The sequence below is a fragment of the Cedecea sp. FDAARGOS_727 genome (assembly GCF_012273235.1).
GTDB classification, from domain to species: domain Bacteria; phylum Pseudomonadota; class Gammaproteobacteria; order Enterobacterales; family Enterobacteriaceae; genus Cedecea; species Cedecea davisae.
Genome location: NZ_CP050966.1, coordinates 1,772,724 through 1,788,231 on the forward strand (window position 1 = coordinate 1,772,724; position 15,508 = coordinate 1,788,231).

Sequence of the window (15,508 nt, forward strand, 5' to 3'; positions counted from 1 at the left end):
GTGTTCATTTTTATATCTAGTGTATCACTTATTCCCGGCCATTCCGAAACGAATATCCCTAAGCATAACAACATGATAAGAATAGAAATATTGTTACGTGTACATCATGACGAAAGGCTATTTCCGGTCAATTTTAGCCCCTTTATAGCTAACCTAAGCAGAAAGCGAAAACCCGGGAGCGCACCATCCCGGTGCAATGCGCATAGCTTTTAAGCCAAATAGGGGAAAAGTAATGGCAAAGCTCAGGTTAAATACATAGAATCCCCAGCACATTCATAATGTCAGTCATGTCCTATGCTTCAGTTGCTTTACACCACACTGCTTTACCTCATACAGCCACTCATCTGGCTGCGATTGTGGGTGCGCGGTCGTAAAGCTCCCGCATACCGCAAACGCATCGGCGAACGCTACGGTTTCTATAAAAAACCGCTTAAGCCAGGCGGCATCATGCTGCATTCCGTTTCCGTCGGGGAAACGCTCGCGGCCATACCACTGGTCCGGGCCCTGCGCCATCGCTACCCTGAGCTCCCGATTACCGTCACCACTATGACACCAACGGGCTCGGAGCGGGTTATGTCCGCTTTTGGGGAAGACGTTCAGCACGTCTACCTGCCTTACGATTTACCCTGCGCGCTCAACCGTTTCCTGAATAAAGTCGATCCGAAGCTGGTGCTGATTATGGAAACAGAGCTGTGGCCAAACCTGATAGCAGCATTGCACAAACGCTACATTCCATTAGTCATAGCCAACGCCAGGCTTTCTGCTCGCTCCGCTAAAGGTTATGCAAAACTGGGCCAGTTTGTCCGCACGCTGCTGCAGCGCATTACTCTGATCGCTGCGCAAAATGAAGAAGACGGCGAGCGCTTTGTCGCGCTTGGTGCAAAGCGCAGCCAGCTAACGGTAACAGGCAGCCTGAAATTTGATATTTCAGTTACGCCTCAGCTTGCCGCCCGGGCGGTAACGTTACGCCGCCAGTGGGCACCTCATCGCCCGGTTTGGATAGCAACCAGCACGCATGAAGGTGAAGAGAGCATTATTCTTCAGGCCCATCAAACGCTGCTCAAACAATTCCCTAATTTGTTGCTGATTCTCGTGCCACGTCACCCGGAACGCTTCCCGGACGCCGTAAACCTGGTGCGAAATGCCGGATTAAGTTACACAACGCGCTCATCCGGCGAAGTCCCGTCCTCAGGTACTCAGGTTGTTATCGGCGATACGATGGGTGAGTTAATGCTGCTGTACGGCATCGCAGACTTAGCTTTTGTGGGGGGCTCATTAGTAGAAAGAGGCGGCCATAACCCTCTGGAGCCTGCTGCACACGCCATTCCCGTATTGATGGGGCCACACACTTTTAACTTCAAAGATATCTGTGCCCGTCTGTCACAGGCAGACGGCCTGATTACAGTGACCGACGACCAGTCATTAGTAAAAGAGATTGCGTCTTTGCTCACCGATGAAGATTATCGTAACTTCTATGGCCGCCATGCCGTGGAAGTGCTCTATCAGAATCAGGGCGCCTTACAGCGCCTGCTACAGCTGCTGGAACCCTATCTCCCCCCAAAAACACACTAAGGTCTGATATGCAAAAGCGGGCAATCTATCCGGGAACCTTCGATCCCATCACCAACGGCCATCTTGATATCATTACCCGTGCTGCCAGTATGTTTGATCGGGTGATCCTTGCGATTGCTGCCAGCCCCAGCAAAAATGCTTTATTTACGCTGGAAGAGCGTGTTGCTCTGGCACAACAGGCCGTGGCGCATCTTCCCGGCGTTGAGGTGATCGGCTTTAGTGATTTAATGGCAAATTTTGCCCGTAAGCAGCGGGCAAATGTGCTGGTTCGTGGTTTGCGCACCGCCGCTGATTTTGAATATGAGATGCAGCTGGCGCATATGAACCGCCATTTAATGCCGGAGCTGGAAAGCGTATTTCTGATGCCGTCGAAAGAGTGGTCGTTTGTCTCTTCTTCACTGGTAAAAGAAGTGGCCCGCCATCACGGAGACGTCGCCCACTTCCTGCCAGAGCAGGTTTGCAAAGCTCTTATCGAACGGCTTAAATAATTACCGCTGGCAGCGGCGGCAATAATAAGTGCTGCGCTGCCCGTGCCTACCGGCAACAATCGGCGCACCACATACCCGACACGGTTCACCTGCCCGGCCATAAACTTGCAGTTCCTGCGCAAAGTATCCCGGTTTACCATCAGACTGAAGAAAGTCTTTTAGCGTTGTCCCGCCCTGCTCAATTGAACGCAGCAGTACCGCTTTGATCGTCGCGACTAAAATTTCAGACTCACGTTTCGAGAGTGAATTTGCTGCCCTGTCAGGGTGGATCCCGGCGGCAAACAGCGACTCGCTGGCATAGATATTCCCCACGCCAACCACAAGTTTGTTATCCATTAACCACGGTTTGATCGCCGTTTTCTTTTTCGCCGATTTCTCACGCAGGTAATCAGCGTTAAATTCATCGCTCAGCGGTTCTGGCCCAAGATGAGACAGAACATTACTGCCCTCAAGCTCTTTAGCCCATAACCACGCCCCGAAACGGCGCGGGTCTGTATAGCGCAGAACTTTGCCGTTACTCATAACCAGATCAACATGATCGTGCTTCTCTGCGGGAAGCTCGTCCTGAAGGATCCTCAGGCTACCGGACATACCAAGATGGATGATTATCCAGCCGTCCGGCAGTTCCAGCAGTAAATACTTTGCCCGACGCTGTACGCTCAGCACCGGCTTATCGCTCAGGGCATGAATTTCATCTGATACCGGCCAACGCAAACGTGAATTGCGTACCACGACATGCAAAATCGTTTGGCCGACCAGATGCGGTTCAATACCGCGGCGGCTGGTTTCAACCTCTGGTAATTCAGGCATCGCTCCTCCGGGAAACAGGCATAAAAAAACCCGGCCTGAGCCGGGTTTCTTCAACAAAGTTACCAGAATTATTTAATTTTGGCTTCTTTGTAAATAACGTGCTGACGGACAACTGGATCGAACTTTTTCAGTTCCAGTTTTTCCGGCTTAGTACGCTTGTTCTTCGTGGTGGTATAGAAGTGACCAGTACCAGCAGAAGAAACCAGCTTGATTTTCTCACGAATACCTTTAGCCATGATTTATTTCCTCTAAGTACTTAGTACTTTTCGCCACGGGCACGCAGTTCAGACAGAACTGTATCGATGCCTTTCTTATCAATTACACGCATACCTTTAGCAGATACGCGCAGGGTGACAAAACGCTTCTCGCTCTCAACCCAAAAACGGTGAGAGTGCAGGTTCGGCAGGAAACGGCGTTTAGTCGCGTTCAGTGCGTGGGAACGGTTATTACCGGTCGCCGGACGCTTGCCAGTAACTTGGCAGACTCGGGACATGTCTATTCTCCAAAAATCAAATTAGCTCGAGCTTCGTATAGGGTTAGGCGCCTCGTCAGGCTGCAAGCCTGGTCCCTGGCGGTTCAATGTGAACCACAGTGCCAGGCGCATAATGCCAAACCCGAGATTCTCAAAGGTGGCGTAGTATACGCTGTGTGAGGCATGTGCTCAAGTCCCGAACAGACAAAGATCCCTATGGATCGCGCTCATTGGCCTAAATCCACCCTCGCTCAGCGAAAGAAACGTACTCTCCATGGCCAATAACCAGATGATCAAGCACCTGAATCTCCATAAACAGGCAGACTTTAACGATACGCTCTGTTATGGCCCGGTCGGCTTTGCTCGGCTCAGCCTTACCTGAAGGGTGGTTGTGCGCCAGTATAATAGCTGCGGCGTTACATTTCATCGCTTCGCGCACAATTTCTCGCGGATGAACCTCAACGTGCCCCAGCGTACCGGCAAAAAGGCGCTCACATTTGATGGCCTGATGCTGATTATTCAGAAACAACACCAGAAAAACCTCTCGTTCTTCGGTCATTATCTGGCTTTGGATGTATTCGCGCACCTTCCCAGGGTTGAGCAGAGAAAGCTCACTCACTCCCTGAGAAGAGTAATAGCGCCTTGCCAGCTCAGCTATTGCATTCAGTTGGGTATATTTTGCAACACCGATTCCGTTCACTTTTTCGAAATGAGAAAAGTCGGCTGACAGTAGGCGATGCAGTGAACCAAACTCACGCAATAACATGTTGGCAAAAACCAGAACGTGCATCCCCCGGCACCCGGTTCGTAAAAATAGCGCCAACAGTTCGGTATCGGTTAGCGAACTGACGCCAAACTTCAGCAACTTTTCACGCGGCAACGTCGATTTTTCAATAGCATTATTCCCTTTCATGGCATCCCCTCCTGGCTTACCCACGCTATAGTGCGACGTTTTTTCTTATCGGGCGATTCCGGATTACTGTCTTGCGTAATGCCTCGCAAACAGCAAAAAGTCCCTTGCCGGGGATTGTGATAAAATAGCCTCCTGACTGTGACTTCCAACGGATAAAAATCATGATGGGGCTTTCCGGCAAGAAAATTGTTCTTGGTGTCAGCGGCGGTATTGCTGCTTACAAAACACCTGAGCTGGTGCGTCGTCTGCGCGATCGCGGAGCGGATGTACGAGTGGTAATGACCGAGGCGGCGAAGGCCTTTATCACACCATTAAGCTTACAGGCCGTCTCCGGGTATCCAGTGTCGGACAGCCTGCTTGACCCGGCTGCCGAAGCGGCAATGGGCCACATCGAACTGGGAAAATGGGCTGATTTAGTCATTATTGCTCCCGCCACCGCAGACCTGATTGCCCGCATCGCAGCAGGGATGGCAAACGACCTGGTCAGCACCATCTGCCTTGCTACTGCGGCACCGGTTGCGGTCGTTCCCGCCATGAACCAGCAAATGTACCGGGCAGCGTCAACCCAACATAATCTTGGCGTACTCGGCTCTCGTGGCTTGCTGATTTGGGGGCCGGATAGCGGCAGCCAGGCGTGCGGCGACATCGGCCCGGGGCGTATGCTGGACCCGTTAATACTCGTCGACATGGCAGTGGAGCATTTCTCGGTAGTCAAAGATCTGCAACATCTGAACGTCATGATTACCGCCGGCCCCACTCGCGAGCGGTTGGATCCCGTTCGGTACATTACCAATGACAGCTCCGGTAAAATGGGCTTTGCTATCGCCGCAGCCGCAGCCGCCCGCGGAGCAAACGTGACTTTAGTTGCCGGGCCGGTAACTTTGCCAACGCCTGCCGGGGTAAATCGGGTAGATGTAACAACCGCGCTGGAAATGAACGAAGCCGTACAACGGCAGGCCACAAGCCAGCAGATTTTTATCGGCTGTGCGGCCGTTGCCGATTATAGGGCAGCCACCGTTGCTGACGAGAAAATCAAAAAGCAAGGTGATGAAATTACTCTAAAAATGGTGAAAAACCCGGATGTGGTCGCCGGCGTTGCCGCACTTTCAGAAGGTCGCCCCTATGTTGTAGGGTTTGCCGCCGAAACAAATAATGTGGAAGAATACGCCCGGAAAAAGCGCGCTGCTAAAAACCTCGACCTGATCTGTGCTAATGACGTATCTAAGCAAAATCAGGGGTTTAACAGCGACAGCAATGCATTACACCTTTTCTGGCAGGATGGAGATAAAGTCTTACCGCTTGAGCGTAAAGAGCTCCTTGGCCACCTTTTACTGGACGAGATCGTTACCCGCTATGATGAAAAAAATCGACGTTAAAATTCTGGACCCGCGCGTTGGCCAACAATTTCCGCTGCCGACCTACGCCACCTCCGGTTCAGCCGGTCTTGACCTGCGCGCCTGTTTAGATGACGCCGTAGAGTTGGCTCCAGGTGCCACAACGCTGCTGCCTACCGGCCTGGCTATTCACATTGCCGATGCATCCCTGGCGGCGGTGATTCTCCCGCGTTCAGGCCTGGGTCATAAACATGGCGTTGTGCTGGGCAACCTGGTGGGTTTAATCGACTCCGATTATCAGGGGCAGTTGATGGTTTCCGTGTGGAACCGTGGCCAGAACAGCTTCATCATCCAGCCTGGCGAGCGCATCGCGCAAATGGTCTTTGTACCTGTGGTACAGGCAGAATTTAATCTGGTCGAAGATTTTGATGCCAGCGACCGTGGCGAAGGCGGCTTTGGCCATTCTGGCCGCCAGTAATACCGTTTTATAAACGTAACCCTACCGCGTAGATAACGTTATAACAGACCGCAAACCAGGCGTTTGCGGGCGCGGTGCGGTGCTTGCCTGACAAGGTAATTTTCAGGGGTATTTTAGAACATGGCAGAAAAACAGACCGCGAAAAGGAATCGTCGCGAGGAAATACTTCAGTCTCTGGCCCAAATGCTTGAATCCAGCGACGGCAGCCAGCGCATTACCACCGCGAAACTTGCGGCAACGGTTGGCGTGTCCGAAGCGGCGCTCTATCGGCATTTTCCCAGCAAGATGAAAATGTTCGATAGCCTGATTGAGTTTATCGAAGACAGCCTGATTACCCGCATTAACCTGATTTTGAAAGATGAGAAAGATACGCTGGCTCGCCTGCGGCTAATCGTTCTGCTGGTGCTGGGTTTTGGTGAACGGAACCCGGGGTTAACCCGCATTCTTACCGGCCATGCGCTGATGTTTGAACAAGATCGCCTGCAGGACCGCATCAATCAGCTGTTTGAGCGTATTGAGGTTCAGCTGCGTCAGGTAATGCGCGAAAAGAAAATGCGTGAAGGCGAAGGGTTTACTACCGATGAAGCCCTGCTGGCAAGCCAGCTACTGGCTTTCTGTGAAGGGATGCTTTCGCGTTTTGTTCGCAGCGACTTCCGCTATCTGCCCACGGATGATTTCGATACCCGCTGGCCGCTGATTGCCGCACAGCTGTACTAAGAAAAGGGCCTGATGGCCCTTTTCTTTTCTGGCTTATACGCCGTACTCTTCGCGATACTTACGCACCGCAGCAAGTTTGTCGGCCATTTCTGGTTTCTCTTCCAGATAGGCAATCAGGTCCTTCAAAGTGATGATAGAGATGACCTGGCATTTATAATCACGCTCAACCTCCTGAATTGCAGAAATATCGGCGCGCCCGCGTTCTTGCCTGTCGAGAGAAATCAAAACACCCGCAAGGCTGGCACCGTTAGCGGCAATGATTTCCATCGACTCACGAATGGCCGTTCCGGCGGTTATCACGTCATCCACCAGCATTACACGCCCCTTCAGCGGGCTACCGACCAGATTGCCACCCTCGCCGTGATCTTTCGCTTCTTTACGGTTGAAGCAATAAGGCACATCCCGTTCATGATGCTCGGCCAGCGCAACCGCGGTGGTTGTCGCGATAGGGATGCCCTTATAGGCCGGGCCAAAAAGCAGGTCGAAGTCGATACCGGAATCCATCAGCGCGGCGGCATAAAAACGCCCCAGTAACGCCAGATCGCGCCCGGTATTAAACAGCCCGGCGTTGAAGAAATAGGGGCTGGTACGCCCGGATTTCAGCGTAAATTCGCCAAACTTGAGTACCTGTTTGTTAAGCGCAAACTCAATAAACTGGCGCTGATACGGTTTCATGGATTCGCTCCTTAGCGTTGTTACACGGACATAAAAAAAGCGACTTCTCAGTCGCTTTTTAAAAATTAATTTTCTAACGCCGCCTTCTGCGACGCGATAATGGAATCAATTCCCCCTCGGGCCAGCGCTAGCAGCGCCAGTAGCTCTTCATGGGAGAACGGCTCGCCTTCGGCGGTGCCCTGCACTTCAATCATGCGCCCATCTTCCATCATCACTACGTTCATATCGGTTTCAGCCGAGGAGTCTTCGACATACTCCAGATCGCAAAGCGCTTCACCCTTGACGATGCCGACGGAAACCGCCGCCACCATTCCCTTCATTGGGTTGGTTTTCAGCTTACCGGCAGCCACAAGGCCGTTCAGCGCATCGGCCAGCGCCACGCAGGCACCGGTGATAGAAGCAGTGCGGGTGCCACCATCGGCCTGCAGGACGTCGCAGTCCAGAGTGATGGTGAATTCACCCAGCGCCTTTAAATCTACCGCCGCGCGCAGCGAGCGGGCGATCAGACGCTGAATTTCAAGGGTACGGCCGCCCTGCTTGCCTTTTGCAGCTTCACGCGCATTACGGCTATGAGTTGCACGCGGCAGCATGCCGTATTCGGCGGTGATCCAGCCCTGGCCCTGACCTTTCAGGAAGCGAGGAACGCCTTCTTCAAGGGTGGCGGTGCAAAGCACTTTGGTATCACCAAACTCGACAAGCACGGAACCTTCTGCGTGTTTAGTGTAATGGCGGGTCAGGGTAACTGGGCGCACTTGTTCGGCGCTACGACCTGATGGACGCATGGGCTTATCTCCGGCTAAAACGAATGTGGCTGCGCATTATACGGACTTCAGGCGCTTATTCCTATCCTGCAAGACCCCTGATGGCTATAATCCCCTCATACATTAGCTGAAAACGGGTACCTGCTATGATCCGCAGTATGACCGCCTACGCCCGGCGTGAAGTAAAAGGTGAATGGGGCTCAGCCTCCTGGGAATTACGCTCGGTTAACCAGCGCTATCTCGAAACTTACATCCGCATGCCGGAACAGTTCCGCAGCCTTGAGCCTGTAGCGCGCGAACGCATCCGCAATCGACTGACTCGCGGCAAAATCGAGTGCAACCTGCGCTTCGAACCAGACTCCCGCTCGCAAGGCGCTTTGCTCCTTAATGAAAAACTGGCTAAGCAGCTGGTTGACGCCGCTAACTGGGTCAAAATGCAGAGTGACGAAGGGGAAATAAATCCGGTTGATATTCTGCGCTGGCCCGGCGTAATGTCCGCTCAGGAGCAGGACCTGGACGCTATCGCCGCGGAGATCCTTGCCGCACTGGATGGCGCACTGGATGATTTTATTGTTGCCCGCGAAACTGAAGGCCACGCATTAAAAGCGCTTATCGAGCAACGCCTCGAAGGCGTCAGCGCCGAAGTGGTGAAAGTACGAGCGCAAATGCCAGAAGTGGTTAAATGGCAGCGTGAGCGCCTGGTCAGCAAGCTGGAAGAAGCCGAAGTACAGCTTGAAAATAGCCGCCTTGAGCAAGAGTTGGTGCTGATGGCACAGCGAATCGACGTCGCTGAAGAGCTTGACCGCCTGGAAGCTCACGTTAAAGAGACCTATAACATCCTGAAGAAAAAAGAAGCCGTTGGCCGTCGCCTCGACTTTATGATGCAGGAGTTCAACCGCGAGTCGAACACGCTGGCCTCCAAATCGATAAACTCAGATGTCACCACCTCAGCCATCGAGCTGAAAGTCTTGATCGAGCAAATGCGCGAGCAGATTCAGAACATCGAGTGATACCGCGAGGCCCTGATTTATGGGCCTCTCAACTTTCTCAGCGCGTCGCCAGAAGCTGTTCCGCCGTAATTAAACCCATCTTTTCCAGCTGAATAGCGACCGCTCGCGCCGAGCGACCGAACTGCTGACTTAATGCATTTATGTCTTCATTTTGCCGATACTTCACGTCCAGCAATACTTTCTCATCGGCAGCCCAGGGAAAATAAGCTTTAGCTGGCCTGCCTTCAGCGATATTCTTTCGCTGCCGTTCTTCGGGAGTGAGTTTGATCTGTTTCTGCTTCTCCGGCCTCTCCGCCAGCTCCTCAGAAAGTGCAAACAGCATTCTTATCGCATCGGGTTGATTCGCCAGCGAACCGGATGCCAGCAGCTCTCCCGTTTCAGGATTGATACCTTTCGCTAACGCCTTGAGCACCGCAGAGACAGTTTTCATCGTCAGCCCCTCCGGTTACCGATAGTTCTACTAATCCATTTTTTAAAGATTAATTTCATAGATAACCCTATAATTGAGGATAAATTGATATTTTCGAATAAATAAAACTAATCAATACACATTCAATTTAGAAAATCTCAATCGTGATACAACGCACAAAACGCTACCCTCGGGCAACTTCTGAGGGGACATTCATGCTGCTACACATCCTTTATCTTATCGGTATCACAGCGGAAGCTATGACCGGCGCACTGGCCGCTGGCCGTCGCCGTATGGATACCTTTGGCGTCATCATTATCGCCACAGCAACCGCTCTCGGCGGCGGCTCTGTACGCGACATTCTGCTGGGCCATTACCCCCTCGGCTGGGTCAAACACCCTGAATATGTTGTTATCGTGGCCATTGCCGCAGTGCTCACCACCATCATGGCGCCTGTTATGCCGCACCTGCGTAAGCTGTTTTTAGTTCTTGATGCGCTGGGGCTGGTTGTTTTTTCCATCATTGGCGCACAGGTCGCCCTTGATATGGGTGAAGGCCCAATCATTGCGACTATTGCGGCAGTGGTCACGGGCGTATTTGGCGGCGTACTGCGCGATATGTTCTGCAAACGTATTCCTCTGGTCTTCCAGAAAGAGCTGTACGCTGGCATCGCCTTTGCCTCAGCGGTGCTTTACATCGCACTCCAGCACTATGTCAGCAGCCACGATATTGTGGTGATAGCAACCCTGCTCTTTGGTTTCACTACGCGCCTGCTAGCGCTTCGCCTGCGGCTTGGCCTGCCCGTTTTTCATTACAAACATGCCGATCACTGAGGGCTAAAGCCGCCGATCTTTTGCTGCCCCAGGAAAATCGCCAGGGCAGCAACCTGAGGATGCGTCATAAAATCTATAAGTTGCCTTGCCCGGGTAGCGCCTACGCCCGGCAGACGACGCCAGCCGGTTTCGTCCCGGCGCAACAATTGTTGCCAGCTCTTCTCTTTAATTTCATTCAGGGCCTTTGCCGGTAAAGGCATTCCCATCGCCTGTATCCAGCGGATAAACGGCTGCTGTCTTGCTAAAGAAAATCGGTGCCACAGCAATTCAGATTTTTTTGCCGTTAACCCCGGTAGCCCCAACAACGCCTCCCGGCTCAGCGCCAGCCATGAAAAAATATGCTGCAAGCGCGTGCCCGTCAGCAACTGCCGCCAGCTGTTTTGGCTAACCCCGGGCAAGTCGAGTAGCGATTTTTGGCTCAGCCACGTAAGTCGCGCAAGAAACTGCTCGTGGCACTCTACTGATGCGAAAAGGCAGCTCACCGCACTAGCCTGAGCACCAGGCGACTTGGGTTTATCCCGCTGACCAACGCGCCAGACAACCTTCTCCAGCCGGGGAATACCCTGCCCCGCAAGGCTGATTTTCACTCTATCGCCAGCGACCACATCCCACTCCCGCCAGCGCTTCACTGAGCCAATATTCACCCGCCTGACGTGTTTGTCGTCCAGCTGTGTCTCTTCAAGTTCAAGCACCACCGCTATTTTCCCTGTCCTGCCAACGGTGAAATGGACTTTTCTGACGCCGGTGAGCTGCTCCGCCGGGGCAAACTTCCACGCCACCACCCACTCACCCTCGCCGGGGCGCCAAAACTTCGCCTGCGGTTCACGCGCCTGCCGAATAACGATGCCATCGGTAACAAAGGGCAAAGGCTGGCGAAACCAGCTATCACGCAGAAGAGCAATTTCTCCAACGTTAGAGACCGGCTTCGTCCAGGCCGCAGTAAGCGAAAATCCGGCCTGTTTCAATAGCTCAGTCTTTTTAATCATATTTTCAGGGCCATCCGGCCACGCCCAGATAAAAACGCCCCATGCGTCGCTATCGGTGATTGAACCGATACGCAGCATTTCACCCGCTACCTTAGCTCTGGCATTAACTCCGCCCATGTTGCTTTGAATATGGCCGCTGCGTTTAAGGAACAATTCGCCTTGCAGCACGCTATTTTCAAGTGAAGCAGGGACCTGGCGAGGAATTGCTGCTATCCCGGTAGCCTTATGAGTCCAGTCCTCCCCTTTTAGCCCATCGCCGCGACTGAGCATTTTTTCCAGCCTGCCGTTACGGTACACAAGCGTTATCGCAACACCGTCGACTTTTGGCTGTACCCATAAGTCGTTCCGCCCCCTCATCCACAGAGCGACAGCCTGCTTATCCCGCAGCTTTTTCACTCCAGTGTGGGCGACCGGGTGGGACAAGCGCCCGGCAGCCCCAAGCCGAACAGGGTGAGCCTGCTGTCCCGACCCCACGCAGCCCCGCCAGGCCGCCAGCGTTTCCAGCAGGCTATCGTAGACTGCATCGCTAACCAGGCTCTTTCCTTGTTGATAGTAGGCTTCATCCCAGGCAGAGACCTGCTGAGCCAGCTTTTCAATCTCCTGCCTGGTTCTGACTTCCGGCCATGCCGGACAGGACGCTGAGGCCGAAGCCTGGCCTGCCAGTAACACTAAGATAAACGCCCCTATTATTGTTCTCATATTGCCTCCGTAACTGCCTGAACGGAGATATAGCCGGATTGATGACCGGTCACTAACGAGGAATCTCATTTATGAGGCAGTGCTTCCTGAAAACCTGAGGCGTTGCAGAAAATGAAGTAAATAAAAGGGAAACATCACGTAAAGCGCGAGAAAAACCACCGTAGCCGATCACAAAATCTTCGTCGCGCGGCGGCGGTGTGTATAATATGCCGGTAGACGCTCTTCCTTTTATGCATACCGACTAAGTTAGAACTCATGGCTCAAGGCACGCTTTATATTGTTTCCGCTCCAAGTGGCGCGGGTAAATCCAGCCTCATCCAGGCTTTGTTAAAGACACAACCGCTGTACGACACGCAGGTTTCCATCTCGCATACCACTCGCGGTATGCGCCCGGGCGAAAACCACGGCGAGCACTATTTCTTTGTGGCTAAAGATGAATTCCGGCAGATGATTGCTGAAGATGCTTTCCTCGAACATGCGGAAGTATTTGGCAACTATTACGGTACTTCACGCCGCGCAATTGAAGACGTGCTGGCGACGGGCGTGGATGTGTTTCTGGATATAGACTGGCAGGGCGCACAGCAGATTCGTCAGAAAATGCCTCAGGCCCGCAGCATCTTTATTCTGCCACCGTCAAAAGACGAGCTGGACAGACGCCTGCGCGGCCGCGGTCAGGACAGCGAAGAAGTGATTGCAAAACGCATGGAACAAGCCGTTGCGGAAATGAGTCACTATGCGGAGTATGATTACCTCATCGTTAATGATGATTTTGATACCGCGCTGTCTGATTTAAAGATAATCATTCGTGCCGAGCGTCTACGAATGGGTCGCCAAAAGATGCGACATGACGCTTTAATCAGCAAACTATTGGCAGACTGACACCAGTTTCAGTATCATGCCCAGTCATTTCTTCACCTGTGGAGCATTTTAATTATGGCACGCGTAACCGTTCAGGACGCAGTAGAGAAAATTGGTAACCGTTTTGACCTGGTACTTGTCGCCGCGCGTCGCGCTCGTCAGATGCAGGTTGGCGGTAAAGATCCGCTTGTACCGGAAGAAAACGACAAAACGACCGTTATCGCACTGCGCGAAATCGAAGAAGGGTTGATAACCAACCAGATCCTCGATGTACGTGAGCGCCAGGAACAGCAAGAGCAGGAAGCCGCAGAACTGCAGGCCGTTACTGCTATTGCTGAAGGTCGTCGTTAATTAGCCCGCGGGTAGCCCTTGTATCTGTTTGAGAGCCTGAATCAGCTGATTCAAAACTATCTGCCCGAGGAGCAAATCAAGCGCCTTCGGCAGGCATACCTTGTCGCGCGTGATGCTCACGAGGGACAAACTCGTTCAAGCGGTGAACCCTATATCACCCATCCGGTAGCCGTCGCCTGCATTCTGGCCGAGATGAAACTCGACCATGAAACGCTAATGGCGGCGCTGCTGCATGATGTGATTGAAGACACCCCTGCCACCTACCAGGATATGGAACAACTGTTTGGCAAAAGCGTTGCCGAGCTGGTGGAAGGGGTCTCTAAGCTAGACAAACTGAAGTTCCGCGATAAGAAAGAGGCGCAGGCCGAAAACTTCCGCAAAATGATCATGGCGATGGTGCAGGACATCCGCGTCATCTTGATCAAGCTCGCAGACCGCACCCACAATATGCGAACCCTGGGTTCACTGCGCCCGGACAAGCGCCGCCGCATTGCCCGTGAAACCCTCGAAATCTACAGCCCGCTGGCCCACCGCCTTGGTATTCATCATCTGAAAACCGAACTGGAAGAGCTAGGCTTTGAAGCGCTTTACCCGAACCGTTACCGCGTAATTAAAGAAGTGGTAAAAGCGGCGCGCGGTAACCGCAAAGAGATGATTCAAAAAATCCTCTCAGAAATCGACGGACGTTTGCAGGAAGCCGGTATTCCATGCCGCGTCAGCGGTCGCGAAAAACACCTTTACTCCATTTACTGCAAGATGACGCTCAAAGAGCAGCGTTTCCATTCAATTATGGACATCTACGCTTTCCGCGTAATCGTTCACGATATGGATACCTGTTACCGCGTACTCGGGCAGATGCACAGCCTCTATAAACCGCGTCCAGGCCGGGTTAAGGACTATATTGCCATTCCAAAAGCGAACGGCTATCAGTCCCTGCACACTTCAATGATCGGGCCACACGGCGTGCCGGTTGAAGTGCAAATCCGTACCGAAGATATGGATCAGATGGCGGAAATGGGGGTTGCTGCGCACTGGGCTTACAAAGAGCAGGGCGAAAGCAGCACAACCGCACAAATCCGCGCCCAGCGCTGGATGCAAAGCCTGCTGGAGCTTCAGCAAAGCGCAGGTAGCTCGTTTGAATTTATCGAGAGCGTAAAATCCGATCTGTTCCCGGATGAGATTTACGTTTTCACCCCGGAAGGCCGCATCGTGGAGCTGCCTGCGGGCGCAACGCCGGTGGATTTTGCCTATGCGGTTCATACCGACATCGGCCATGCCTGCGTAGGCGCACGCGTAGACCGCCAGCCATATCCGCTGTCACAGTCGCTGACCAGCGGCCAGACTATCGAAATCATCACCGCGCCGGGCGCACGCCCGAATGCCGCGTGGCTCAATTTTGTCGTCAGCTCCAAAGCACGCGCCAAAATTCGCCAGATGCTGAAAAACCTCAAGCGCGACGACTCCGTCAGCCTTGGGCGTCGCCTGCTCAACCATGCGCTGGGCGGCAGCCGCAAGCTTGCCGAGATCCCGGCCGAGAACGTTCAGCGCGAGCTGGAACGCATGAAACTGGCGTCTCTTGACGACCTGCTGGCAGAAATCGGCCTCGGCAACGCGATGAGCGTGGTGGTGGCAAAAAACCTTCAGGGTGAAGCTCCGGTCACCTCACAACCCAGCTCGGCGACGACGTCAACCCACAGCAACTTGCCAATCAAAGGCGCTGACGGCGTACTGATTACCTTCGCCAAGTGCTGTCGCCCTATCCCGGGAGATCCTATCGTTGCTCACGTCAGCCCTGGAAAAGGGTTGGTTATCCACCATGAGTCCTGTCGAAATATTCGTGGCTACCAGAAAGAGCCTGAGAAGTTTATGGCGGTAGAGTGGGATAAAGAGACCGAGCAGGAATTCATTACCGAGATCAAGGTGGACATGTTCAACCACCAGGGCGCGCTGGCCAACCTGACTGCGGCTATCAACACCGCGGGTTCTAATATTCAGAGCCTGAATACCGAAGAGAAAGACGGCCGCGTTTACAGCGCCTTTATTCGACTGACCGCCCGGGACCGCGTCCATCTGGCAAACATCATGCGCAAGATCCGCGTGATGCCGGATGTGATTAAAGTTACCCGCAACAGAAACTAGTGT

At 53.1% G+C, this 15,508-nt stretch carries 18 protein-coding genes; 10 read left to right on the forward strand and 8 right to left on the reverse strand.

The features are described 5' to 3' along the window. Positions 1 to 294 precede the first annotated feature (294 nt). Together waaA and coaD are read left to right on the forward strand one after the other, a co-directional pair. Positions 295 to 1,572, forward strand: coding sequence for a lipid IV(A) 3-deoxy-D-manno-octulosonic acid transferase (gene waaA, locus FOC35_RS08530; RefSeq protein WP_172568671.1), 1,278 nt, complete (start codon positions 295 to 297; stop codon positions 1,570 to 1,572). Positions 1,573 to 1,580: 8 nt separating this feature from the next. Then, positions 1,581 to 2,060 (forward strand): pantetheine-phosphate adenylyltransferase, encoded by a 480-nt coding sequence (gene coaD / locus FOC35_RS08535; protein WP_172568672.1) that lies wholly within the window; start codon positions 1,581 to 1,583, stop codon positions 2,058 to 2,060. Here the strand turns inward: coaD and mutM are convergent, their stop codons facing one another. The 4 genes from mutM to radC form a co-directional block, all read right to left on the reverse strand. Next, positions 2,061 to 2,870, reverse strand: coding sequence for a bifunctional DNA-formamidopyrimidine glycosylase/DNA-(apurinic or apyrimidinic site) lyase (gene mutM / locus FOC35_RS08540; protein ID WP_172568673.1), 810 nt, complete (start codon positions 2,868 to 2,870; stop codon positions 2,061 to 2,063). A gap of 68 nt (positions 2,871 to 2,938) precedes the next feature. Then, positions 2,939 to 3,106: a 50S ribosomal protein L33 gene (gene rpmG / locus FOC35_RS08545; protein WP_001051798.1), complete on the reverse strand. Its 168-nt coding sequence runs from the start codon at positions 3,104 to 3,106 to the stop codon at positions 2,939 to 2,941. 20 nt (positions 3,107 to 3,126) lie between these two features. Then, the gene (gene rpmB / locus FOC35_RS08550) at positions 3,127 to 3,363 is read right to left on the reverse strand and encodes a 50S ribosomal protein L28 (protein WP_008457442.1); all 237 of its coding nucleotides are present in this window, start codon (positions 3,361 to 3,363) and stop codon (positions 3,127 to 3,129) included. Between the two features lie 214 nt (positions 3,364 to 3,577). Further along, positions 3,578 to 4,255, reverse strand: a complete 678-nt coding sequence (radC, locus tag FOC35_RS08555) for a DNA repair protein RadC (protein ID WP_172568674.1) — start codon at positions 4,253 to 4,255, stop codon at positions 3,578 to 3,580. A gap of 164 nt (positions 4,256 to 4,419) precedes the next feature. Here radC and coaBC point away from each other — a divergent pair, with 164 nt between their 5' ends. The 3 genes from coaBC to slmA all read left to right on the forward strand — a co-directional run bounded on the left by coaBC (position 4,420) and on the right by slmA (position 6,784). Next, positions 4,420 to 5,631 (forward strand): bifunctional phosphopantothenoylcysteine decarboxylase/phosphopantothenate--cysteine ligase CoaBC, encoded by a 1,212-nt coding sequence (coaBC, locus tag FOC35_RS08560; protein WP_172570339.1) that lies wholly within the window; start codon positions 4,420 to 4,422, stop codon positions 5,629 to 5,631. Beyond that, positions 5,609 to 6,067 (forward strand): dUTP diphosphatase, encoded by a 459-nt coding sequence (dut, locus tag FOC35_RS08565; RefSeq protein ID WP_172568675.1) that lies wholly within the window; start codon positions 5,609 to 5,611, stop codon positions 6,065 to 6,067. Before coaBC ends, dut begins: the two co-directional genes overlap by 23 nt. A 120-nt stretch (positions 6,068 to 6,187) precedes the next feature. Further along, entirely contained in the window at positions 6,188 to 6,784 is a 597-nt protein-coding gene (gene slmA / locus FOC35_RS08570; protein WP_016538879.1) for a nucleoid occlusion factor SlmA, read from the forward strand. A 33-nt stretch (positions 6,785 to 6,817) separates the two neighbouring features. Here the strand turns inward: slmA and pyrE are convergent, their stop codons facing one another. Together pyrE and rph are read right to left on the reverse strand one after the other, a co-directional pair. Next, positions 6,818 to 7,459, reverse strand: a complete 642-nt coding sequence (gene pyrE, locus FOC35_RS08575; protein ID WP_172568676.1) for an orotate phosphoribosyltransferase — start codon at positions 7,457 to 7,459, stop codon at positions 6,818 to 6,820. A 65-nt stretch (positions 7,460 to 7,524) separates the two neighbouring features. Next, positions 7,525 to 8,241: a ribonuclease PH gene (gene rph, locus FOC35_RS08580; RefSeq protein ID WP_039898994.1), complete on the reverse strand. Its 717-nt coding sequence runs from the start codon at positions 8,239 to 8,241 to the stop codon at positions 7,525 to 7,527. Between the two features lie 125 nt (positions 8,242 to 8,366). On the opposite strand from rph, the gene FOC35_RS08585 reads away from it, so the two are divergent. After that, a complete protein-coding gene (locus FOC35_RS08585) occupies positions 8,367 to 9,230 on the forward strand; it encodes a YicC/YloC family endoribonuclease (protein WP_016538876.1) in 864 nt (287 codons plus the stop codon). A gap of 37 nt (positions 9,231 to 9,267) precedes the next feature. Here the strand turns inward: FOC35_RS08585 and FOC35_RS08590 are convergent, their stop codons facing one another. Beyond that, positions 9,268 to 9,660: a hypothetical protein gene (locus FOC35_RS08590; RefSeq protein WP_172568677.1), complete on the reverse strand. Its 393-nt coding sequence runs from the start codon at positions 9,658 to 9,660 to the stop codon at positions 9,268 to 9,270. 194 nt (positions 9,661 to 9,854) lie between these two features. Between FOC35_RS08590 and FOC35_RS08595 the strand changes: the two genes are divergently transcribed. Beyond that, positions 9,855 to 10,472, forward strand: coding sequence for a trimeric intracellular cation channel family protein (locus FOC35_RS08595; protein ID WP_016538874.1), 618 nt, complete (start codon positions 9,855 to 9,857; stop codon positions 10,470 to 10,472). Here the strand turns inward: FOC35_RS08595 and ligB are convergent. Next, positions 10,466 to 12,157, reverse strand: coding sequence for an NAD-dependent DNA ligase LigB (gene ligB / locus FOC35_RS08600; protein ID WP_172568678.1), 1,692 nt, complete (start codon positions 12,155 to 12,157; stop codon positions 10,466 to 10,468). The two genes, FOC35_RS08595 and ligB, sit on opposite strands and share 7 nt — an antisense overlap. Positions 12,158 to 12,412: 255 nt before the next feature. Here ligB and gmk point away from each other — a divergent pair, with 255 nt between their 5' ends. The 3 genes from gmk to spoT are packed head-to-tail and all read left to right on the forward strand — an operon-like array spanning position 12,413 to position 15,505. Next, a complete protein-coding gene (gmk, locus tag FOC35_RS08605) occupies positions 12,413 to 13,036 on the forward strand; it encodes a guanylate kinase (protein ID WP_016538872.1) in 624 nt (207 codons plus the stop codon). Between the two features lie 54 nt (positions 13,037 to 13,090). Continuing rightward, positions 13,091 to 13,366 (forward strand): DNA-directed RNA polymerase subunit omega, encoded by a 276-nt coding sequence (gene rpoZ, locus FOC35_RS08610; protein WP_008457417.1) that lies wholly within the window; start codon positions 13,091 to 13,093, stop codon positions 13,364 to 13,366. Positions 13,367 to 13,384: 18 nt separating this feature from the next. Continuing rightward, positions 13,385 to 15,505 (forward strand): bifunctional GTP diphosphokinase/guanosine-3',5'-bis pyrophosphate 3'-pyrophosphohydrolase, encoded by a 2,121-nt coding sequence (gene spoT, locus FOC35_RS08615; RefSeq protein ID WP_172568679.1) that lies wholly within the window; start codon positions 13,385 to 13,387, stop codon positions 15,503 to 15,505. Positions 15,506 to 15,508 lie beyond the last annotated feature (3 nt).